The sequence below is a fragment of the Neobacillus vireti genome (assembly GCF_001026695.1).
Lineage (GTDB): Bacteria > Bacillota > Bacilli > Bacillales > Cytobacillaceae > Neobacillus > Neobacillus vireti.
Window position 1 is genome coordinate 418,211 of the sequence record NZ_LDNB01000007.1, and the last position, 21,415, is coordinate 439,625.

18 protein-coding genes, 1 pseudogene and 1 riboswitch are annotated in these 21,415 nt (G+C 38.5%); of the genes and pseudogenes, 15 read left to right on the forward strand and 4 right to left on the reverse strand.

Annotated features, from left to right (window positions below; all coding sequences use genetic code 11):
* The first annotated feature begins 17 nt into the window (after positions 1-17).
* On the forward strand, positions 18-173 hold the full coding sequence (locus AA980_RS27195; RefSeq protein ID WP_156351201.1) for a hypothetical protein: 156 nt from the start codon (positions 18-20) through the stop codon (positions 171-173).
* Here the strand turns inward: AA980_RS27195 and metH are convergent.
* From metH to AA980_RS09190, 4 genes are read right to left on the reverse strand one after another with little or no spacing between them, the layout of a single operon-like run.
* Positions 157-3,606: a methionine synthase gene (metH, locus tag AA980_RS09175; protein ID WP_024029609.1), complete on the reverse strand. Its 3,450-nt coding sequence runs from the start codon at positions 3,604-3,606 to the stop codon at positions 157-159. The genes AA980_RS27195 and metH overlap by 17 nt on opposite strands.
* Positions 3,587-5,449 carry a bifunctional homocysteine S-methyltransferase/methylenetetrahydrofolate reductase gene (locus AA980_RS09180; protein WP_024029608.1) on the reverse strand — a complete coding sequence of 621 codons (1,863 nt, stop codon included), beginning with the start codon at positions 5,447-5,449 and terminating at the stop codon, positions 3,587-3,589. The genes metH and AA980_RS09180 overlap by 20 nt, the downstream gene beginning before the upstream one ends.
* Positions 5,446-6,639 (reverse strand): cystathionine beta-lyase, encoded by a 1,194-nt coding sequence (gene metC, locus AA980_RS09185; RefSeq protein ID WP_024029607.1) that lies wholly within the window; start codon positions 6,637-6,639, stop codon positions 5,446-5,448. Before metC ends, AA980_RS09180 begins: the two co-directional genes overlap by 4 nt.
* Entirely contained in the window at positions 6,639-7,751 is a 1,113-nt protein-coding gene (locus AA980_RS09190; protein WP_024029606.1) for a methionine biosynthesis PLP-dependent protein, read from the reverse strand. The genes metC and AA980_RS09190 overlap by 1 nt, the downstream gene beginning before the upstream one ends.
* Before the next feature lie 113 nt (positions 7,752-7,864).
* A riboswitch (SAM riboswitch) is annotated at positions 7,865-7,982 on the reverse strand.
* A gap of 322 nt (positions 7,983-8,304) precedes the next feature.
* On the opposite strand from AA980_RS09190, the gene AA980_RS09195 reads away from it, so the two are divergent.
* The 14 genes and pseudogenes from AA980_RS09195 (at position 8,305) to AA980_RS09255 (ending at position 21,413) form a co-directional block, all read left to right on the forward strand.
* Positions 8,305-9,063 (forward strand): YveK family protein, encoded by a 759-nt coding sequence (locus AA980_RS09195; protein ID WP_024029605.1) that lies wholly within the window; start codon positions 8,305-8,307, stop codon positions 9,061-9,063.
* Positions 9,041-9,709, forward strand: coding sequence for a CpsD/CapB family tyrosine-protein kinase (locus AA980_RS09200; RefSeq protein ID WP_236691747.1), 669 nt, complete (start codon positions 9,041-9,043; stop codon positions 9,707-9,709). The genes AA980_RS09195 and AA980_RS09200 overlap by 23 nt, the downstream gene beginning before the upstream one ends.
* Positions 9,710-9,975: 266 nt before the next feature.
* Entirely contained in the window at positions 9,976-11,802 is a 1,827-nt protein-coding gene (locus AA980_RS09205) for a polysaccharide biosynthesis protein (protein WP_024029603.1), read from the forward strand.
* Positions 11,803-11,902: 100 nt separating this feature from the next.
* Entirely contained in the window at positions 11,903-13,069 is a 1,167-nt protein-coding gene (locus tag AA980_RS09210) for a glycosyltransferase family 4 protein (RefSeq protein ID WP_024029602.1), read from the forward strand.
* A complete protein-coding gene (locus tag AA980_RS09215; RefSeq protein WP_024029601.1) occupies positions 13,032-14,099 on the forward strand; it encodes a glycosyltransferase in 1,068 nt (355 codons plus the stop codon). The genes AA980_RS09210 and AA980_RS09215 overlap by 38 nt, the downstream gene beginning before the upstream one ends.
* Positions 14,100-14,109: 10 nt before the next feature.
* Positions 14,110-15,228: a glycosyltransferase family 1 protein gene (locus tag AA980_RS09220; protein ID WP_024029600.1), complete on the forward strand. Its 1,119-nt coding sequence runs from the start codon at positions 14,110-14,112 to the stop codon at positions 15,226-15,228.
* Positions 15,229-15,252: 24 nt separating this feature from the next.
* Complete coding sequence (locus tag AA980_RS09225) at positions 15,253-16,152, forward strand: glycosyltransferase family 2 protein (protein WP_024029599.1); 900 nt, start codon at positions 15,253-15,255, stop codon at positions 16,150-16,152.
* A gap of 27 nt (positions 16,153-16,179) precedes the next feature.
* Entirely contained in the window at positions 16,180-17,247 is a 1,068-nt protein-coding gene (locus AA980_RS09230; RefSeq protein WP_024029598.1) for an EpsG family protein, read from the forward strand.
* A 34-nt stretch (positions 17,248-17,281) separates the two neighbouring features.
* On the forward strand, positions 17,282-18,418 hold the full coding sequence (locus AA980_RS09235; protein WP_024029597.1) for a glycosyltransferase family 1 protein: 1,137 nt from the start codon (positions 17,282-17,284) through the stop codon (positions 18,416-18,418).
* Between the two features lie 21 nt (positions 18,419-18,439).
* On the forward strand, positions 18,440-19,636 hold the full coding sequence (locus AA980_RS09240; protein ID WP_024029596.1) for a glycosyltransferase: 1,197 nt from the start codon (positions 18,440-18,442) through the stop codon (positions 19,634-19,636).
* A gap of 19 nt (positions 19,637-19,655) precedes the next feature.
* A pseudogene (locus AA980_RS09245) lies at positions 19,656-19,958 on the forward strand (UDP-glucose 4-epimerase); the annotation flags it as partial.
* Between the two features lie 24 nt (positions 19,959-19,982).
* Complete coding sequence (locus AA980_RS27200) at positions 19,983-20,123, forward strand: hypothetical protein (protein ID WP_156351200.1); 141 nt, start codon at positions 19,983-19,985, stop codon at positions 20,121-20,123.
* A 28-nt stretch (positions 20,124-20,151) separates the two neighbouring features.
* Complete coding sequence (locus tag AA980_RS09250; RefSeq protein WP_024029594.1) at positions 20,152-20,766, forward strand: sugar transferase; 615 nt, start codon at positions 20,152-20,154, stop codon at positions 20,764-20,766.
* Positions 20,763-21,413 carry an acetyltransferase gene (locus tag AA980_RS09255; protein WP_024029593.1) on the forward strand — a complete coding sequence of 217 codons (651 nt, stop codon included), beginning with the start codon at positions 20,763-20,765 and terminating at the stop codon, positions 21,411-21,413. The genes AA980_RS09250 and AA980_RS09255 overlap by 4 nt, the downstream gene beginning before the upstream one ends.
* Positions 21,414-21,415 lie beyond the last annotated feature (2 nt).

Sequence of the window (21,415 nt, forward strand, 5' to 3'; positions counted from 1 at the left end):
ATAAGGAGTCTAGTTGAATGGTTTTTGCTGGAAGAATCAGTTTGGGCGGAATCATTACGAAGTTTGGCGGAATCCGTGCTCAAGTTACGGAAAGCCCCAAAATAGACCAAAAATTCCGCGGAGTACATGCTAACTCCGCGGAATTACTTCAAAATCTTATCTCAACACATTAAAATACCTTGCTTCCGGATGGGCAAACACCATTGCCGAAACAGACGCTTCCGGTTCCATCATACAACCGTCAGTTAACTGTACACCGATATCTTCTGGCTGAAGCAACTTGAACAGTTTCTTTTGATCCTCTAAATCCGGACAAGCCGGATAGCCAAACGAAAATCGCTGGCCTTGATAATGAGCGGCAAAGCGGTCCTGCATCGTAAAATCAAGCGGGTCAGGGAATCCCCAGCGGTCGCGCATTTGCCGGTGAATTAACTCGGCAAAACCTTCTGCTGTTTCCAAAGCCAAGGACTGAAGTGCGTGACATTCAAGGAACCGTCCGACTGCCTTCAATTGGTCAGCTTTTTCACGAATTCCTCTCCCGGCTGTCACGTTGAAAAAGCCAACATAATCGATAACGCCGCTGTCAACCGATTTTACAAAGTCAGCTAAACAAAGATGCGGCGCAGATTCCTGACGCGGGAAATCAAATGTTTCAATAATAATGGCCGGATTTTCTGGGTCATAAATAATTACCTTGTTCCCATCCGATTGTGCTGGGAAAAATCGATAAACAGCCGCCGGAGTAATCCAGTTGTTCGAACTGGCATCTACAAGTAATTGATCAACCACTTCTTTTACCTTTAACGCCTTTTCGTTCTTCTCAGCAATCAATTTCGCAATTTTCCCCTTAACGCCCAGATGGTGCCCAAGCAGCATCTGCATATTAATGTAAGGTTCAATATGGGACAGCGAATACGATTTTAGAATATGTCTTTTCGTATCCATGGGCGTAAAGACCGGTACTTCGGTTGAGACGGAAGGCTTTACTTTCACAGCCACAGACACAGCTGACCGGCTTGGCAAATCAATCGGAACAGGTATTGCAGCCAGCTTTTCTTGTTTTTCATCAAGCAGCTTTTGGTGTTCCTCGGGTGACTGCAGCTGGTTGGCAAGCGCCAGTCCTGTCATCGCATCCTTCGCATAAAGAACGAGCCCTTCGTATTCTTTGGCGATTTTTGTATCTGTGAATTTTCGGGACAGGGCAGCACCGCCGACTAAAATTGGCAATGAGATTCCTGCTTCTTTCATATCCTGGGCGGTTAACACCATCTGCTGCGCCGATTTCACCAGCAGACCAGATAACCCGACAAAATCAGGTTTTTCCTCACGGATGGCTTGAACCAGCTCGGTAGGCGTAACCTTAATTCCTAAATCATGAACATCGTAGCCATTATTGCTAAGAATAATGTCAACTAAGTTTTTCCCGATATCATGAACATCGCCTTTGACGGTTGCTAAAATGACTTTTCCCTTAGAAGCGGAGACATCGCCTTTCTCCATATGCGGCTCTAAATGAGATACTGCCGCTTTCATTACCTCAGCACTTTGCAATACTTCAGCAACAATTAATTGGTTATCATTAAAAAGACGGCCGACTTCCTTCATTCCATTCATTAACGGGCCGTTAATAATATCTAGCGGGGCAGGATAGCTTTCAAGGGCCAGGTTTAAATCTGTCAGCAAGCCTTCTTTCGTACCTTCGACCACATAATAGGCTAGGCGCTCTTCTAAGCTCATATCCGGAACCGTTACCTTTGATTCCTTCTTTTTGCCCCGATAAAATTCAGTAAAGGTCGCGAGCGTTTCATCCGTCGTATCAAACAGCAGTGAATCCGCCAATTGGACTTCTTCCTTGGAAATCGAAGCAAACCGCTCCAGTTTTTCCGTATTTACTATCGCATAATCTAGTCCAGCCAAAGTGCAATGGTAGAGATACACGGAGTTGAGAATTTCTCTGCCAACAGGCGGAAGCCCAAAGGATACATTACTAACACCGAGAATCGTCTGTACGCCCGGAAGCTGCTCTTTGATTAACCTGATTCCTTCAACTGTCGCTTTGGCAGAGCCGATATATTGGGCATCACCCGTGCCAACTGGAAAAACAAGCGGATCAAAAATTAAATCCTGTGGTTTAAGGCCGTATTTATTCACTAATAGGTCATGGGAACGTTTAGCAATTGCCAGTTTCCGCTCGGCCGTAACGCCCATTCCTTCTTCATCAATGGTCCCGACAACAACCGCAGCACCAAAGCGGTGAATCAATGGTACAACCGCTTCAAATCGTTCCTCCCCGTCTTCAAGGTTAATCGAATTGATAATTGCCTTTCCCTGCGAATATTTTAGTGCCCGTTCAATGACTTTTTCATCTGTTGAATCAATCACCAAGGGAACCTTAATTTTTTTAACCACTTCTTTGATGAAATTTTCCATATCAACGATTTCCTCACGGTCCGGATCCGCGAGGCAAAGGTCAATCACATGCGCTCCGCCTTTCACCTGTGCCCGGGCAATTTCCGCTGCTTCTTCAAATTTCCCCTCCGTGATTAACCGTTTGAATTTGCGCGAACCAATCACATTCGTCCGTTCCCCAACCAAAATTGGCCGTAGTGTCGGGTCATCATAAACGAATGGTTCAATACCGGAAACCATATGAACACTGGATTGCAGCACTTCCCTCGGCTGATAATTCTTCATCGCCTCAGCAATCGCCCGAATATGGTCAGGCGTTGTCCCGCAGCAGCCGCCAACAATATTCAGCCAGCCATGGGCGGCAAAGTCAGACAGCTTTTTTGCCAGTGTTTCCGGTGTTTCATGATAGTGGCCTTCTTCATCTGGCAATCCGGCATTCGGATAACAGCTGACTGCAACAGAGGCAAGACCTGAAAGTGACCGGACATGATCCTGCATAAATTCAGGACCAGTTGCGCAATTCAAGCCTACAGCAACAGGATTCATATGCTCAACCGAAATATAAAATGATTCAATCGTTTGTCCCGCAAGTGTCGTCCCCATTGGCTCGATGGTTCCCGAAATAAACAGCGGCAATGTTTTGCCTGTTTTTTCAAAAGCCCTTTGCATCCCGACAAAGCCCGCTTTCACATTTAGCATGTCTTGGCTCGTTTCAAGCAGCAGTAAATCGACTCCGCCGTCAATTAATCCGATTGCCTGTTCCTCGTAAGCAGCCGCAAGGGCATCAAATGTTGTACCACCAGTAACACTTAAGGTTTTTGTCGTCGGACCCATTGATCCTGCCACATAGCGGGGCCAAACATCGGTGGAAATCTTCACTGCTTCTTTGACAGCAATCATTGCGGCAATTTTATTAATCTCATAAGCTTTAAATCCCAGCTCATAGTCATCAAGGACAATGCTTGTTGCCCCGAACGTATTCGTCTCAATAATATCGGCGCCGGCTTCAAGGTATTCGCGATGAATTCCGGCAATAACTGATGGGGCGGTTAAATTTAAGTGCTCATTACAGCCTTCATACTGTTCTCCGCCAAAATCCGAAGCGCTAAGATTGGCCTGTTGAATCATTGTTCCCATAGCCCCGTCCATGACGAGAATGCGTTTTTTTAGCTGCTCATTAAATGGTGTTTTCGGCATAGATGATGTTCCCCCTCAATTCTTCAGCACGCTGCCGTGCATATATAGCGAGCTCGGCAGTCAGTTCATAGCGTAAAAATGGTGTAATTAAATAAATCCCGTTAAATAAATCCAATGCCGCATCAATGAGTGACTTAGTAATGGCAATTCCTTCTCTAGCAGCTTGAATCGGGTTGTCGTTCAGCACAGCCATCCGTTCCCGAATCGAATCGGCGATTTTGATTCCAGGGACTTCATTATGAAGGAACTCAGCATTTTTACTATTCAAAAGCGGCATTAAGCCAATATAAATAGGTGCGTCAAGATGTTTCGTATTTTCATAGATTTCGATTAACTTCTCTTCTGAAAAAACAGGTTGGGAGATAAAGTAATCTGCCCCAAAATGAATCTTCTTCTCTAATCGTTTCACTGCTTTCTCTAAAGAACGAACATTTGGGTTAAAAGCAGCGGCAATGCTAAAATCTGTCTTTTGCCCTAGATCTTTACCGGAAAAAGACAGCCCTTCATTCAGCTGCTTAATCATTTGAATCAGCTCAAATGAGGACACATCGTAAACAGAGGAGGCACCCGGAAAATCGCCGACTCTTGCCGGATCTCCCGTAATTGCAAGAACGTCATTCAATCCAAGTGTGTGCAGCCCCATTAAATGCGATTGCAAGCCAATGATATTACGGTCGCGGCAGGCAATATGGATTAGCGGCCGCATCGCTAATTCCTGCTTTACTAAGTAGCCCAATGATTCATTTGAAATCCTTACTGTCGCAAGCGAATTATCCGCAAGTGTAATCGAATCAATTCCAGCTTCTTTTAAAGCTTTAGCCCCTTCGAAAAACTTTGAAGTATCCAGCTTCCGTGGAGGATCTAATTCGACAATAACCGATGGCCGCTCTTTTACAATTTCCTGAAGGGGAGCAAACTCCCTTTTTACAGCAGAAGGCTCTACGACAATCTTCTTTGGTTTTAATTTTACTACCTTTTCAGTAACCGGAACACTATTCTTTAGTTCTTCAGAAAATGCCCTGATGTGCTCCGGCGTTGTGCCGCAGCAGCCGCCGAGAAGACGGACTCCTTGAGTCCTAAAGCTTTGCGCAGATTGACGGAAATAATCCGCATCCCCCTCATAATGAAACTTCCCGTCCGTGTAAGCTGGCAGACTGGCATTAGGATAGGCGGAGAGAAAGGCATGCTTTGGGAGTTCAATTTGCTCAAGTGCCAGCAGCATATGGTGCGGTCCAAGCCGGCAATTGAGTCCAATGACATCGGCTCCGAGACCTTCAAGTCGCGTTAATGCTTCGTTAACCGGCGTTTGATTTTGTAAAATTCCAGGCTCTTGAAGCGAGACCTGGGCAATGATGGGCAGCTTCGTTTCCTTCCGGGCAATCGTAAGAATCGTTTCAAGCTCTTCAAGGTCGTAAAAGGTTTCCAGCAACAACCCATCGACCCCTTCGAGCAAAAGACAATATAATTGTTCACGGAAGCTGCGCTTTAATTCCTCAATCGACACAGAATCAGGCTTAACCCCGCGATTCCCGCCGACTGTCCCAAGCACATAGGCATTATTTTGTGCAGCCTTTTTTGCATTCCTAACAGCGGCACTGTTAATTTCCTTCACCGAATCCTCGAGGCCATAGCGCTGGAGCTTTAAATAATTGGCCGCATACGTATTGGTTTGGATAACGTCTGCACCGGCATCAATATAAGCCTTATGAATATTTTGGATTTGCCCAGGCTGAGAAATGTTCAACTCCTCGAAGCAACAGTCCGTACCGTATGAATACAGAAGTGTTCCCATCGCTCCATCCGCGATTAGGATTTGGTTGTTTAATTTTTCTAAAAAACTCATTGTAATTCTCCTTGCTGTAACACCAATTGTTTTTCACTAACCGATTCTAGTGCCTGGGAAAAATCCTTAATTAGATCGTCAGGATTTTCGAGCCCAACTGATAAACGAATCAGACTGTTTTTAATTCCGCGCTTTTCTCTTTCTGCTTGCGGCATTGCCGCATGTGACATCTTAGCCGGATACGATAAAATCGACTCCACCGCGCCAAGGCTGACAGCAAAGACAGGTATTTTTACGTTAGCAAGGAAGGTTCGAAGTGCATCTTCGTCAGCCAATTCAAAGGATAAGACGGCTCCGGGACCACCAGCTTGCTCCTTCTGAATTTGGTATTGTGGATGACTGACAAGGCCTGGATAATATACTTTTTCCACAAGCGGATGTGCATCTAAGAATTCTGCCAGTTTATGAGCTGATTTTTGCGATTGCTCCAAGCGAACGTGAAGCGTCTTTAACCCTCTCAAGACGAGCCAGGCATCTTGAACACCAAGAATAGCCCCGAACCCGTTTTGCAAAAAGCCTAATCGTTTTGCCAATTCTTCGTCCTTCACGACGGCAAGTCCTGCTACTACGTCACTATGCCCTGATAAAAATTTAGTCGCACTATGGAGGACAATATCGACTCCTAACGCCAATGGTTTTTGCAGGGCAGGGGTGAGGAAGGTATTATCGAGATAAGTGATCGCATCGATGTCCTTCGCTAACTCACAAATGGCCCTAATGTCCGTGACTTTCATTAATGGGTTAGAGGGGGTCTCCATATAAAAGGCTTTTGTATTTGGTTGAATCGCCTGCTTTACTGCATCTAAATCCGTCATATCGACAAATGTATGGTCAATGCCTAATCGGGGAAGGACTTGTGCAACCATCCGGAAGGTTCCGCCATAGACATCTTCTGTAATGACAATATGGTCTCCTGCGGAAAGCAGGAGGAATGCCGTCGAAATCGCGGCCATTCCTGATGAAAAGGCAAATCCTTTTAGTCCGCCCTCGAGTTCCGCAATCACATCCTCAAGTGCCTCTCTTGTTGGATTTAAACTGCGGCCATAATCGTACTTGCCAAACTGATCGAAATCAGATTGGTGGAAGGTAGAGGCATGTTGGATTGGTACACTTACAGCCCCAGTGGTTGGATCGACTTTGTGCTGATTATGAAGGAGTTTTGTTTGAAAGCTATATTCAGCGCCGGACATTAAGCAATCACTCCTTCTGTAATTTTTGCTAAAGCTTGCTCTAAATCTTGGATTAAATCGCCGGCATCTTCAATCCCAACGGAAAAACGTAATAAACAATTGTCGACTCCTTGCTGCAGGCGAATTTTTTCAGGAATGTCGGCATGAGTTTGTGTTGTTGGATAAGTAATTAAACTCTCCGTGCCGCCAAGGCTTTCAGCAAAGGTAATCAAAGCTATATTTTGAAGGAATGGATTTACCCATGTTTCTTCTTTCAATCGGAAGGACACCATTCCTCCTTTACCAGGGTAGAGAACATCTGCAACACTTTCATGGTTCGAAAGGTATTCGACAATTTCCTTTGCATTTTTCTCATGGCGTTCCATTCGAAGCGCTAACGTTTTCATTCCGCGCATTAACACCCAAGCATCAAACGGGCTTAGCACACCGCCGGCACCGTTATGATGAAGGGCTAATCCTTCACAAATGTCTTTTCCCTTGGCAACGATAAGGCCCGCCAGCACATCATTATGGCCGCCTAAATACTTAGTCGCGCTATGGATGACAATATCGGCGCCAAGCAGGATGGGCTGCTGCAATAATGGAGTATAGAAGGTGTTATCAACAATCAGCAAAGCCCCGTGTCTCTTAGCAATTTCTGAGATTGCGGCAATATCTGCTTGCTGCATCAGGGGATTTGTAGGGGTCTCCAGAAAAATAGCCTTTGTAGAAGGGGTAATTCTCCGTTCGACCTCTTCCGGACAACAGGTATTCACATATTTCGTCTTTAAGCCCCACTTCTTAAATCCTTGTTCCAATAAACGGTAGGTGCCGCCATATAAATCTTCGCTCACTAACCATTCATCACCAGATTGGAACAATGAAAGCACCGTGAAAATGGCCGCCATACCAGAGCTGCAGGCAAATCCTTGGTCACCGTATTCTAAATCAGCAATTGACTTTTCAAGAATTTGTCTTGTGGGGTTTCCAGTACGAATATAGTCATAGCCAGTCGATTGCCCAATTCCTGCATGTCGGTAAGCCGTTGAAAAGTAAATCGGCGGATTCACCGTTCCAGTCGCTGTCTCACTGCGATTTCCAATTTGGGCTAGTTTTGTATCAATTTTGTACATGATGCACTCTCCTTTAATGATGAGAATGGCCAACTGCAAGAGCTTCCGCTTTTCCAATAAAAAAAGCCTTCTATAAGAAGAAGGCTTTTGTAAATACGACCAAAGCGTCATTCTTCTTATCTCGCAAATTAGCAAACTAATTTGCAGGACTTAGCACCTTTTCAATGGTTGAAACCATTGATGGTTGCTGAGGCGTCGCAGGGCCATTCCCTCAACCTCTCTTGATAAGAAATCAATTATTTAGATTATTTATAAAAATTACTACAAATTGGAGAGGGTGTCAACTGTAATTGCTGGATATGAAAAAAAATTAGCAATCTTGAGAACTTCCCTAAATGTTCAGAAAATTTTTAGGAAAATTGATGTAGTTATATTGACATGTTCTTTATAAAGAACTAATATAATGAATGTATAGCATTATAAAAAAAGAAATAAGAAAGTTAGATAAATTTTTGGGGCTGAGTAGCGGCTATTTTAAATAATTAGTTCTTTATTAGAAACAAATTGCATTGTGTTAATACAGGCATGTTATATCTTTTATTAGGAGGATTTTATGGCTAATTTTAACGATATGAATAATTTACCTAAAAGAAAAGCAAAGGACATAAATTTAAAAGAATTATTTTTCGTAATAAAAAGGAGATTTTGGTTAATTATCGTCATAACAGTCATAACAACAGGTTTAGGCGCTTATTATAATCATAGTCATTCAAATAATACACCATTATATCAAACTTCTTCGAGGATCTTCATCGGGGCAAATACGGAAACCAGGAATACCCTGCAAGTTATTATTAAAGACTCCACCGTATTAGATGAGGTAGTAAAGGAACTAGGGTTGCCTCAGTCGGCAGAAGCGTTATTTGATCAAATTACGGTTGAAAGTGTTGATAACACACAAGTTGTTAGTATTAGTGTCATAGATTCGGACCCGAATCGGGCCGCGGAGATTGCCAATAAAACTGCAAAGGTATTTATAGATGGGATTCCAAAGATTATTCCAAAGATTATGGATATTAAAGATGTCTGGTTCCTCTCTGAAGCAAAGGTAAAACTAACACCAATCAATCAAAGTCAAAATCAAACAAAGCTGGTACTCATTGCATTGATTGCCGGAGTAGGAATAGGAATCGGTTTAATATTTCTGCTAGATTCTTTGGATGATTCGATAAGGTCGAATCATGAAGTGGAAGAAATCTTAGGATTGCCAGTATTAGGAAGAGTATCAAAAATGCATAAGAAGAATTTGAAAAAGAAAAATATAAAGCAGTTTGAATTGGAAGTTAGGGGTGATACGATTGGCTATAAGTAAAGGGAAAAACAATGTAATGGCAAAAAAAAGGCCATTAGTTGCCTACACCCATCCAGAGTCGATAATTTCTGAGCAATTCCGGATGCTTCAAGCAAATATAAAATTTTCCATGAAAGATAAAAGAAGTAGAACCTTCTTAATTACTTCCCCCAATAAAGGGGAAGGAAAATCAACCACCGCTGCTAACTTAGCTATTTCGTTGGCACTGCAAAAAGAAAAAGTCTTATTAATAGATGCAAACTTGCGTAATCCGAATCTCGATTCCATTTTTAAAATTCCAAACTCTGTTGGTTTAACAGATATTCTTATTGGCAGAACAAGATTTTATGATGCTATTCATCATACGGAAATCGGCAGACTTGACATCTTAACGAGTGGTTCCATCCCAATAAATCCGGGTGAATTACTATCCTCACCCTTGTTACGTGAGACATTGGAAACCTCTTTAAAATCTTATGATGTTGTATTAATTGATTCACATTCCGTGCTAGAGCTAACCGATACAAAGCTTTTGGCAAACCAATGTGACGGTGTCGTATTAGTGATTCAGAAGGGGAAAACATTGCTTGATCAAGCGGTTGAAGCAAAAAAGGTATTAGAATTCGCGAAAGCCACGCTTATTGGCGTCGTTATGAATGAATGTTAGTTGTAAAAAAATTTACCACTGTTGTTCTTTATAAAGAAATAATCAAACTTTAAAACATATGTAATATCTATAATTTGGTGATGTCTCCCTACCGTTATCGATGGAGGCACTCGGTCATGCTGTGGGTCTAGGACCTTAGACGCAAGTCGTCAGTAGGATGATGTGAGGACGGGTTAGATGCCCATTATTTATAAGAAATTTTAATTATGTGCTCTTTTCTAAGAACAAATAGTTAAAATTTTTTTAGGGTGAAAGGAAGGGAAGGAATGACGTACCGGCAAAGACTATCTCTATTAATCTTGATTGATTCATGCATTGTCTTGACAGCCATATTCTTCAGCCGCTTTCTGGTAAATGCAACATTTAATGTTATTACTTTTTCAATCGTCTTAAGTTCTCTAGTCATTTTACTTAGTCATCATTTTTTTTCATTTTTGTTCCATCTGTATAAAAAGGCCTGGGAGTATGCCAGTGTCGGCGAAGTCATTAGTATTTTAAAGGCCGTAACGTTTTCTATTCTAGTAGCTGCATTTGTTCAACAACTGGTTATTTATGAAATCCAATTTCGCTTATTAGCAGTAACTTGGTTACTTAACATGTCATTAATTGGTGGTTCACGTTTTGGCTGGAGAATGTTTCGCGATTTGTATCTAATCAGAGCAGATAACAAAAAGCGAACACTTATTGTCGGGGCAGGATCGGCAGGAGCGATGGTCGCTAGACAGCTTAATAAAAATAATGAGGCTGAACTACTGCCGGTTGGATTTATTGATGATGATGAAAAAAAGCATAAGCTTGATATCTTAGGAATTCCGGTTATTGGTGGAATTGTAGATATTGAAGCCAGAGTTAAGGAATTAGAAATAGAGAACATTGTTATTGCCATTCCCTCACTTAGTAAAAAGGAATTAAACACGATATTCCTTGAATGTGCAAAAACCAAAGCTAAAACACAAATCCTGCCATTATTAGAAGATCTTATGACTGGGAAAGTATTGGTAAATCAATTCCGTGATGTCCAAGTGGAAGACTTACTTGGCCGTGAGCCTGTCGAGCTAGATATCGAAAGTATTTCTGAGAATATTACCAATAAAGTGGTGCTAGTGACTGGAGCAGGCGGTTCTATTGGCTCGGAAATTTGTCGTCAAATTTCAGGGTTTAATCCAAGACAGTTAGTTTTGTTAGGGCATGGTGAAAATAGCATCTACTCCATTGAAATGGAATTAAAAGAGACATTTAAGCATTCACTAATCGAGTTTGTACCTGTGATTGCGGATTTGCAGGATGAAAAGAAAATGCTGCATGTAATGAGTACATATCAGCCTGATACAGTCTATCACGCAGCTGCCCATAAACATGTTCCTTTGATGGAAGCTAACCCTGAGGAAGCTGTTAAAAACAACCTAATTGGAACTATGAACACGGCTAAAGCAGCGAGCTGGAATGGGATTAAGACTTTTGTCATGATCTCAACCGATAAAGCTGTAAACCCCACGAGTGTAATGGGTGCAACAAAAAGGCTTTCTGAAATGTTTATTCAATATATGGATAGCGAAAGTGAGACAAAGTTTGTCACTGTTCGATTTGGGAATGTTTTAGGTAGCAGGGGCAGTGTAATCCCGTTATTTAAAAGGCAAATTGAAAAAGGTGGGCCTGTTACAGTTACTCACCCAGAAATGATTCGTTATTTTATGACGATTCCAGAAGCATCAAGGCTGGTTCTTCAAGCTGGGTCGCTCGCAAAGGGTGGAGAGATTTTCGTTTTAGATATGGGCGAGCCTGTAAAAATTGTTGATTTAGCGAAAAACCTAATTAAACTTTCGGGAAATTCCATTGAGGAAATTGGAATTGAATTTACAGGAATGAGGCCAGGAGAAAAGCTCTTCGAAGAATTACTTAAAGAAGATGAAGTTCATGAACAACAAATCTATCCCAAAATATATATCGGAAAAACCTCTGAACTACTGTTAAAAGAAATAGAAGACATCATATCAACCTATTCAAATCTTGATAAAGAGGAAATAAGGGCAAGACTTTTAGCAATTGCCAATCATAAAGTAATCCCAGAACCAAGGCTGTCGGTTTCAGTTTAAAGGGATGTTGAAAAAAATTATTTAAATTTAATCAGTAGCAGGGCTGAAGAAGGTAATAAGCGAAAGATTCAAAGATATATAGAATGGGTGGATGATTAATATGCATAAAAAAGTGCTTTTTTGTGCAACGGTGGACATTCATTTTAGGGCATTTCATTTGCCATACATGAAATGGTTTAAGGAACAGGGGTGGGAGGTTCATGTAGCGGCTTCAGGTGATATAGAACTTCCATTCGTAGATAAAAAATATGATATCCCCATACAACGATCGCCATTTAACAAATTGAATTTAAAGGCTTACAAGGAGTTAAAAAAGATAATTGATCATAATCAATATAAAATCATCCATTGCCATACACCAATGGGGGGAGTACTTACTCGGTTAGCGGCAAGAAAGGCAAGGAACGCTGTAACGAAAGTAATCTATACTGCCCATGGGTTTCATTTTTGTAAGGGTGCCCCAATCATAAATTGGGCATTATACTACCCTATTGAAAAATTCTTATCTCATTATACAGATTGCCTAATCACTATTAATCAAGAAGACTATCATCGGGCACTCCGCCACCGATTTAAGGCTAGGCTAATTAAACATATTCATGGTGTGGGGGTTAACACAGACATATTCTATCCGGTAGGACCATTTCATAAAAGTGTTTTGCGTGCAGAACAAGGCTATAAGCCGGAAGATTTCTTAATGTTTTACGCAGCTGAGTTTAATAAAAACAAAAACCAACAATTTCTTATTAAAGCACTTGCTTTAATTAAAGACAAAGTACCTCAAATTAAGCTTTTATTAGCGGGAGATGGACCATTACTGGAAGATTGCAAAAAGCTTACGATGAATCTAGGCATAGAAGAAAAGGTTCATTTTCTTGGGTTTAGGAATGACATAGAAGCGTTACTAAAAATGAGTGATATTGCAGTTGCTTCAAGTTTCCGAGAGGGATTACCGGTAAATGTAATGGAAGCGATGGCCTGTGGATTGCCAGTTATCGCTACTATAAATAGAGGACACTCAGAGCTTATTCAAGATGGCAAAAATGGATATATTCTCTCCCATAAGAATTCTCAACTGTTTGCTTTAAGATTGCTAGAAATGTATCAATCAAAGGAACTTTGCGGAAAAATGGGCCTTGTTGGACAGAGTAAAATGAAAAATTATTCACTTTCAGGTGTAAGTTCAGAGGTAATAGAGGTCTACTCAGAATATATGATGGAGGAAGTAAATGAACCCGAAGGTAAGCATAATCGTGCCTATATATAATGTAGAAAAGTATTTGAGTAGATCCTTAGATAGTTTATTAGCACAAACCTTAAAAGAAATAGAGATTATTGCGATTAACGACGGTTCAAAGGATTCTAGTCTTGATATTCTAAAAGAATATGCTTTAAAGGATAGTAGGATAAAAGTGCTTGATAAGCCCAATGGCGGTGTATCCTCTGCAAGAAATGAGGGGATAAAGATAGCAACCGGAGAATATATAGGCTTTGTGGACCCTGATGATTGGGTTGATCAGGAAATGTATGAAATAATGTATAATTATGCAATAAGTGAAAAAGTTGATATCGTAATGTGTTCATACATCCGTGAATTTGAAAACCACTCAAAATTAAAAGAATTTAATCTTCCCGGTGAAGTTCGCTATGATGATGATGAAGTAAAATTAATCGTCATGAGACGTTTAGTTGGACCATTAAATGAAGAAATCGCAAATCCAGAGTTACTGGACGCATGGGGAACAGTTTGGTCAAAGTTATATCGTGCTGAGATCATAAAAGAGAATGGTATTCGGTTAATTGATCTTAATAAGATTGGTACGAATGAGGATACTTTATTTAACATCGAAGTATTTTACTATGCTAAATCTTTTCTATTTATAAATTCTCCCTATTATCATTATTGGCGTGCAAATAGTACATCTGTAACTACTGGATTTAAACCAAATTTAATGGATCAATGGATATATCTTTTTAGCTATATTGAAAAATTCTTGAAAGATAAAAAAATGAATGAATATTTTTTTATAGCACTAAATAATCGTATTTGTATAAATACTCTTGGTCTGGGATTAAATACAATAAGCAAAGCTAATCATTCCTCTCCTTTAAAGAAGATACAAAATATAAAGATATTCCTAAGAAATAAGCGTATAAAGCATTCTTTTAAACGATTAGAAATGTCCCAATTTCCGATTGTTTGGAGGGTGTTTTATTTTTTCGCTAAAATTCGTTTTGCTGCAGGATTCTATTTAATGTTAATTTGTATTGAATATCTTAGAAAAATCAACAGATAGGGGGGAGATTTTGGAACCAATTCGAATTCTTCAGGTAGTCACGATAATGAACCGCGGTGGTCTTGAAACAATGTTAATGAATTACTACAGGCAAATCGATCGTAGCATGATCCAATTTGACTTTATGGTACATCGTCCTGAAGAAGGTCATTATGATAAGGAAATCTTAAAGTTGGGTGGAAGAATTTATCAAATGCCGCAAATTAGGCCTGGAAATTATCGCTTGTATTTTAAGCTTCTTGATGAATTTTTTAGAAAGCATAAGGAATATAGAGTCGTTCATTCTCATATTAACGAAAATAGCAGTTTTGTATTAAGGGCGGCCAAAAAGGCAGGGATTCCTTGCCGAATTGCCCATAGCCATTTAAGTGATTTAGGGATTGATTTAAAACTTCCATTTCGTTTATATGCCAGATTTTTTATGAAAAATAAACCAAATAATTATTTTGCCTGCTCCAAGAAGGCAGGGCTTTGGCTCTTTGGAAATAAAATTGCTAGTTCTAACGAAATAAAGGTTCTCAATAATGCGGTAAACGCCGAAGAATTTAAATATAACGAAACGGTAAGAAAAAGAATCAGAAATGATCTTGGAATTAAGGATGAATTAGTTATTGGACATATCGGAAGGTTTAATAAGCAAAAAAACCACGAATTCCTTCTAGATATATTTAGAGCTGTTCATCAAAAATGCCCTGACGCAATATTACTATTAATAGGAGAAGGGCATTTGCGATCCTCTATAGAAAGGAAAGTTGAGCAATTAGGTCTTTCTTCCAATGTGAAATTTTTTGGAGTTCGCAGTGATATCCCAAACCTTATGCAAGCAATGGATTTATTTCTATTCCCTTCTTTATTCGAGGGATTGCCAGTTGTATTAATTGAGGCACAGGCGGCAGGTTTAAAATGCATAGTGTCAGATTCTATCACGGAAGAAAGCGATATAACAGGCAGGGTCGAATTTATTAGTATCAACAAGTCACCAGAATATTGGACAAATAAAATTCTTTCTTCCTCGTTTGAACATAAGGATACATCCGAAAAGTTGCAGAAAAATGATTATGATTCTGCCATGATGGCGAAGTGGTTATCAAATTTTTATTCAGATTACTACACATTGGATGCAAAGTAATTTTAAATTTTGGAGGTACACTATATGCCCCCTATACTAACAGTCTTTACCCCAACCTATAACCGTGGATATATTTTGCACTTATGTTACGAAAGTTTAAAAAGACAAACATGTAAAGATTTTATTTGGCTAATTATTGATGATGGATCTACCGACAATACACGAGAAATAGTAAAAGGTTGGATTTCAGAGAATGCTATCCCAATTCGTTATCAATTTCAAAAAAATCAGGGAATGCATGGTGCACATAATACTGCATATGAACTAATTGATACAGATCTTAATGTATGTATAGATTCCGATGATTATATGCCTGATGATGCTGTTGAAAAAATCACTTCATTTTGGAGTAAATTCGGTGGTGAAAAATATGCGGGTATTGTTGGTTTAGATGCAAGTCATGATCAAAAGGTAATTGGAACTAAAATACCTGCAACCCTAAAAGAGGCAACATTATCAGACCTATATGTAAAGTATAAAGTTAAAGGGGATAAGAAACTGGTCTATCGGTCAGAACTTACTCGGAAAACTCCCGCATATCCTCTTTTTCAAGGTGAGAAGTACTGTCCATTAAGCTACAAATATATTCTAATTGATCAGGAATATCCATTACTCGTCCTAAATGAAATCCTTTGTTATGTTGAATATTTAGAAGACGGTTCAAGTCTGAATATTATCAAACAATATAAAAGAAATCCGAGAAGTTTTTCTTTTTTTAGAAAGGTTGCTATGAAACATGCTCCTTCTTTTAAAGAAAGGTTTAGAGAAGCTGTTCATTATGTTTCAAGCAGTTTTATGATAAAAAATGCGAAATATTTAATTGAATCTCCAAATAAAATAACGACTTTGCTTGCAACACCTTTTGGCATTGCTCTATATTTATATATTCAAAATACAGGAAAGTCTACCATTATAAAAAGTTAGAGTATATTTCCTTGAGAGGATCCTTTTATGGCGATATTATGGATTAATTTTATTGTGGTATACATTTCATCGGTTCTTGCAAGATTTTTTTCCCAGCCTATAACAATTGAAGATCCATATATTAAGCCAAATAAACTACTTATTTTTATCTCTGTAGCTTCATTAGTTTTTATTTCAGGTCTGAGAACCAATATTGGTGATACTTATTTCTATATGCATAGTTATAAAATCACAGATTTCAGCTTGGAAAGTTTGGAGTTAAAGGGGGATTTTGGATTTAATGTCTTGCAAGCACTTTTGCAAAAAATTTCACACGATCCTCAAATTTTAATCTTTACAACAGCATTATTAACTAACTTATTAATTGTATTAGTTTTATACAAATATTCAAGAATGATTGAATTAAGCTTATTTGTATACATAGCTTCTGGAATGTATACGGTATCAATGAATGGAATAAGACAAACTTTAGCAGCAGCTATAGTGTTTGCCGCAACAAAGTTTATTTTTAACGGTAATTGGAAAGGTTTCCTTCTAATAGTTTTATTAGGTTCTACCATTCACCAAACTGCATTAATTTTTATTCCTGTTTATTTTATAGTCAGAAGGGAAGCATGGACAAAAACAACGTTCATTCTTTTAGGTGTTGGAGTCATAATAGCAGCCGGATTTAATCAATTTTCACAAATCTTATTTGAAGTTCTTAATGATACCCAGTATGGACATTATAGTAATTTTTCTGAAGGAGGGGCAAATGTATTAAGAATTGCAGTAACTTGCGCACCATTGATAATTGCCTTTTTTGGAAAGGAAAAACTTAGAGAATTTTGGCCCAAAAGTGATTATATTGTAAATTTAGCTCTGTTAGGAACTGTCTTTATGCTCATATCAAGCCAAAACTGGATCTTCGCAAGATTTAATATTTATTTTGGTTTATATAATTTAATCTTAATATCTTGGATTGTCATCCTATTTTCTCATAAGGATAGAAAAACTATTTATTATCTCCTGTTAGGTTGTTATGTGATTTATTTTTATTATGAGCAAGTTTTATCTCTTAATATTGTGTATAAAAGTGATTTTTTCAATTTATAGTTTTAATTGAACTAGATCAGTTAGGAGGTGAACCATGGGTGTAACCAATGCGCCAAAAAGGATCTTACAAATAGTCAGTGCAATGAACCGGGGAGGGACCGAGACTCTCCTCATGAATTTATATCGAAATATTGATAAATCGAAGGTTCAATTTGATTTTGTTTCTCATCGAAAAGAAAAATGCCACTATGATGATGAAATAGAATTAATGGGCGGAAAAGTATTTCGTATCTCAAGCCTTGGTCAATCTGGGCCCATTTTATACATCCGCGAGTTGGAAAAGATCATGTCATCTAATGATTATATTGCCGTACATTCTCATACCGATTATCAGTCTGGATTCCCTGCTTTAGCTGCAAAATTAACTGGAATAAATAAGAGAATATGCCATTCACATAGCAACCAATGGACAAGAAAAAGTAGTTTTAAAGAAAATCTAAAGCTAAAATTGCTACAAAAAATAATTAAATTCTCTGCAACTGAATATTGTGCCTGCAGTAAAGAGGCAGCTGAGTTTTTATTTGGCGATCAACAGTTTGAGCAGGGGAAAGTTCATATTTTGAAAAATGGAATTGATGTAGATAAATTTACATGTTTGACTGAAGATAGCGATTTTAGTGTACGCAAAGAATTAAGTATACCGAGTAGCGCAAAAATTATCGGTCATGTTGGCAGCTTATCACATATTAAAAATCAGGAATTTATTTTAAGAATTATGAAGCAGTTGATAGATGAAGGATTAAGTGTATATGCGATTTTTGTAGGTGATGGTGAATTAAAAACTTATTTGAAGGATTGTGTTCAACAGTTGGATTTAGAGGATTTTGTGAGATTTATAGGGGTTAGAAGTGATATCTCTAGATTGATGAAAGCATTCGATGTTTTTGTATTTCCATCATTATATGAAGGATTTGGTATCGTGGCATTGGAAGCACAATGTGCAGGGACACCTTGTGTAGTTTCTGATACAGTTCCAAAAACAACCGATATGGGCCTTGGACTAATTTCTTATATCAGTCTCGATGAAGATTTGAATCACTGGTCAGAAGAAATTAAAAAGTCCTTTTTATTAGGAAGACCCGATAGTATCAGAATCCATGATAACTTTTTAAAAAATGGTTTTCATATAAAGGAGAATGTTCACCATTGGTTATCGTTATACGGGATCTAAACCCACAAAGGAGTAAATAAAGTGAAAAAGAAATTGCTGTTTGTAACCCAATACCTGCAAACGGGAGGTGTAGAGAAAAGTTTACTTACTCTCCTATCTGATATAGACTATGACAAATATGAAGTTGATTTACTTTTATTTGATCATAGTGGAGTTTTATACAACCAGGTCCCAAAAGAGGTCAGAATACTCCCACCTCTCTTTGAAACATTTTCGACCCCTCTTTCAAAAGCAATTCCCACGCTTTTAAAGAAGGGTCGTTTTCGTTTGCTAACGGGTAAATTTCTTGCTGCATCTTTAGGCAGGATGTCTAAAGGAATGGGGACCGGAATAAGATGGACCATTTATCGGTATTCATTATCTAAAATAAAAAAACATTATGATGTGGCAATTAGCTATTTAGATTTCTTTTGCAATTATTATGTTATTGAAAAAGTCAATGCTGATAAAAAAATATTATATAACCATATGGATTATAGGTACAGCCAAAAATACGGATGGCCATGTCAAAAATTAGATGAAAAAAGCTTTTCGAAAAGTGATTATATTGTAACGGTTGCGGAATCAGCTCGTGAGTCTCTAGAATCCATTTTTCCAGAGTTCTCGAATAAAATTCATGTCATTCACAATCGTATTCAGCCTAAAACTGTTCGCTCAATGTCAAAAAAGGCTTCTAGAATAAAAAAAATTAAACAAGAAAAAAGATTTAAAATCGTTACTGTTGCAAGGCTTGTTGAGGAAAAAGGAGTTTTATTAGCCCTTGATGCATGTAGGATGCTGAATGAGCAAGGTTATAACATCGTTTGGTATTTAATCGGTAATGGTCCATTATTTTCAGACCTAGAAAAAAAGTCAAAGGAACTTGGAATCGAAAAGAATTTTATTCTGCTTGGTGAGCAGGAAAATCCTTATCCCTTTATGGGGTTGGGTGACATATATGTTCAGCCCTCCAAAACAGAAGCACATTGTGTGGCGGTAGAGGAAGCAATCGCACTTAGAAGGCCGATTGTTGTAACTGATATTCCTTCTTTTAATCAGCAAATTCAAAATGAAGAAACAGGAATTATAGTTGAACCGAATGCAAAAGGAATTGCCGAAGGAATAAAGCGATTAATCCAATCGCCTGAATTAAGAGCGCTATTAACAAAAAATTTACATAATACTTCAGACAGACACAAAGAGCAGTTAATGAAGTTTTACAGTTTAATTGAAAAATAGGGGAGGGGTAAAATGGGGATACAATCTTGGTATCGGCAAGTGATATAGCGTTCTTGAAATGGTCGAGGCATTTGAAAAGACTTGCGGAAGAAGGTTTCCATTTAAGATTACTAAGCGCAGGCCAGGTGATGTAGCTATATGCTATGCTAATGCATTAAAGGCAAAACAAAAACTTGGTTGGAGAGCTGAAAAAGGCATTGAAGAAATGTGTATAGATTCATGGCGATGGCAAGCGGAAAATCCTCATGGATATGAGCAAAGCAAAACGAATATCGAAAGTCCTCACTTATCTAATAGTGGGGATTTTTTAATAAAGAGTTAATAACATTTAAGTGAGGTTAGAAAAGTGGCCCTATCCGTATCACTAACAGAGCAGAGATTATTAGAGATTATGGGAAAAATCTATATAAAAGGACAGGAATCAGAAAAAATTAACGTCATAGAATTAATCGAGGAAATTAAGCAGCAAGTTGTACAGGAAAAATAATTAATGGAATTGTAGGGGATGAGCTGTAATGAAGCGAATGTTTGATTTCTTAGTTTCATTGGTGTTATTTGTTTCTCTATTCCCTGTTTTTATGATCTTTGCCTTGTTGATAAAGTTAAAATTAGGATCTCCAATCATTTTCAAACAGCAGCGTCCTGGATTATATGGTAAACCATTTTACCTTTACAAATTAAGAACAATGACAAATGAAAAAGATCATAATGGACAATTGCTGTCAGACTATAAAAGGAAGACCTCTTTTGGGAATTTTCTAAGAAGATATAGTTTAGATGAATATCCACAGCTAATAAATGTTATGAAAGGCGATATAAGTTTAGTTGGACCTAGACCATTATTAATGGAATACCTCCCGCTTTATACAAAGGAGCAATCAAAGCGTCACAATGTTAGACCAGGCATAACGGGCTGGGCACAGGTGAATGGGCGGAATGCGATAACATGGGAAGAAAAATTTATCTTAGATGTCTGGTATGTTAACAATCGCACATTTCTCCTTGATATGAAAATCTTATTTTTAACAGCTTGCAAGGTAGTGACATCAGAAGGAATAAACCAACCAGGAAACTCGACAATGGAAAGATTTACAGGTTCGAATCATGCGGTGAGAGGGGAGCATGGATGAATATCGCGGTAATTGGAAGTGGGGGTCACAGTAAGGTAATTTCCGATATGATACTTTCAAATAAGGATTATCATCTTATAGGATATTTGGATGAAAAATACGAACATATAAGACTAGTGGAGGATACATTTTGTGGGCCAATTTCATCTGCAAAAAGATTGATTGGTCATTTTAAAGACATAAAATTCGTAATGGGTATCGGCGATAATAAAACACGGCAAATAATTGTTCGGAAATTAAACTTACCTAATGAATACTATGTAACGGTCAAACATAAATCAGCCATTATTAGCCCTAGTTCAAAAATAGGATTTGGTACGGTGATTATGCCCAACGTAGTAATAAATGCAAATACCAAAGTCGGAGTACATTCAATAATAAACACAGGTTCGATAATCGAGCATGATAGTATAATAGGTGACTTCACCCATGTGTGCCCTAGAGCTACACTAACAGGTAATGTTCAACTAGATGAAGGTTCCTTCGTTGGTGCAGGGGCAACGATTATTCCCAATATTCATATTAATGATTGGGCGATAATTGGCGCCGGAGCAACTGTCATTCATGATATTCCATCCTATTGTACTGCTGTAGGTATTCCGGCCATGGTTAAAAAAACAAACCAAATAAGGGTGGAGGTTAATTAATT

Coding starts and splice junctions, on each gene's coding strand:
- AA980_RS27195 (WP_156351201.1), top strand. CDS start 18: ATGGTTTTTGCTGGAAGAATCAGTTTGGGCGGAATCATTACGAAGTTT.
- metH (WP_024029609.1), bottom strand. CDS start 3,606: ATGCCGAAAACACCATTTAATGAGCAGCTAAAAAAACGCATTCTCGTC.
- AA980_RS09180 (WP_024029608.1), bottom strand. CDS start 5,449: ATGAGTTTTTTAGAAAAATTAAACAACCAAATCCTAATCGCGGATGGA.
- metC (WP_024029607.1), bottom strand. CDS start 6,639: ATGTCCGGCGCTGAATATAGCTTTCAAACAAAACTCCTTCATAATCAG.
- AA980_RS09190 (WP_024029606.1), bottom strand. CDS start 7,751: ATGTACAAAATTGATACAAAACTAGCCCAAATTGGAAATCGCAGTGAG.
- AA980_RS09195 (WP_024029605.1), top strand. CDS start 8,305: ATGGCTAATTTTAACGATATGAATAATTTACCTAAAAGAAAAGCAAAG.
- AA980_RS09205 (WP_024029603.1), top strand. CDS start 9,976: ATGACGTACCGGCAAAGACTATCTCTATTAATCTTGATTGATTCATGC.
- AA980_RS09210 (WP_024029602.1), top strand. CDS start 11,903: ATGCATAAAAAAGTGCTTTTTTGTGCAACGGTGGACATTCATTTTAGG.
- AA980_RS09215 (WP_024029601.1), top strand. CDS start 13,032: ATGAACCCGAAGGTAAGCATAATCGTGCCTATATATAATGTAGAAAAG.
- AA980_RS09225 (WP_024029599.1), top strand. CDS start 15,253: ATGCCCCCTATACTAACAGTCTTTACCCCAACCTATAACCGTGGATAT.
- AA980_RS09230 (WP_024029598.1), top strand. CDS start 16,180: ATGGCGATATTATGGATTAATTTTATTGTGGTATACATTTCATCGGTT.
- AA980_RS09235 (WP_024029597.1), top strand. CDS start 17,282: ATGGGTGTAACCAATGCGCCAAAAAGGATCTTACAAATAGTCAGTGCA.
- AA980_RS09250 (WP_024029594.1), top strand. CDS start 20,152: ATGAAGCGAATGTTTGATTTCTTAGTTTCATTGGTGTTATTTGTTTCT.
- AA980_RS09255 (WP_024029593.1), top strand. CDS start 20,763: ATGAATATCGCGGTAATTGGAAGTGGGGGTCACAGTAAGGTAATTTCC.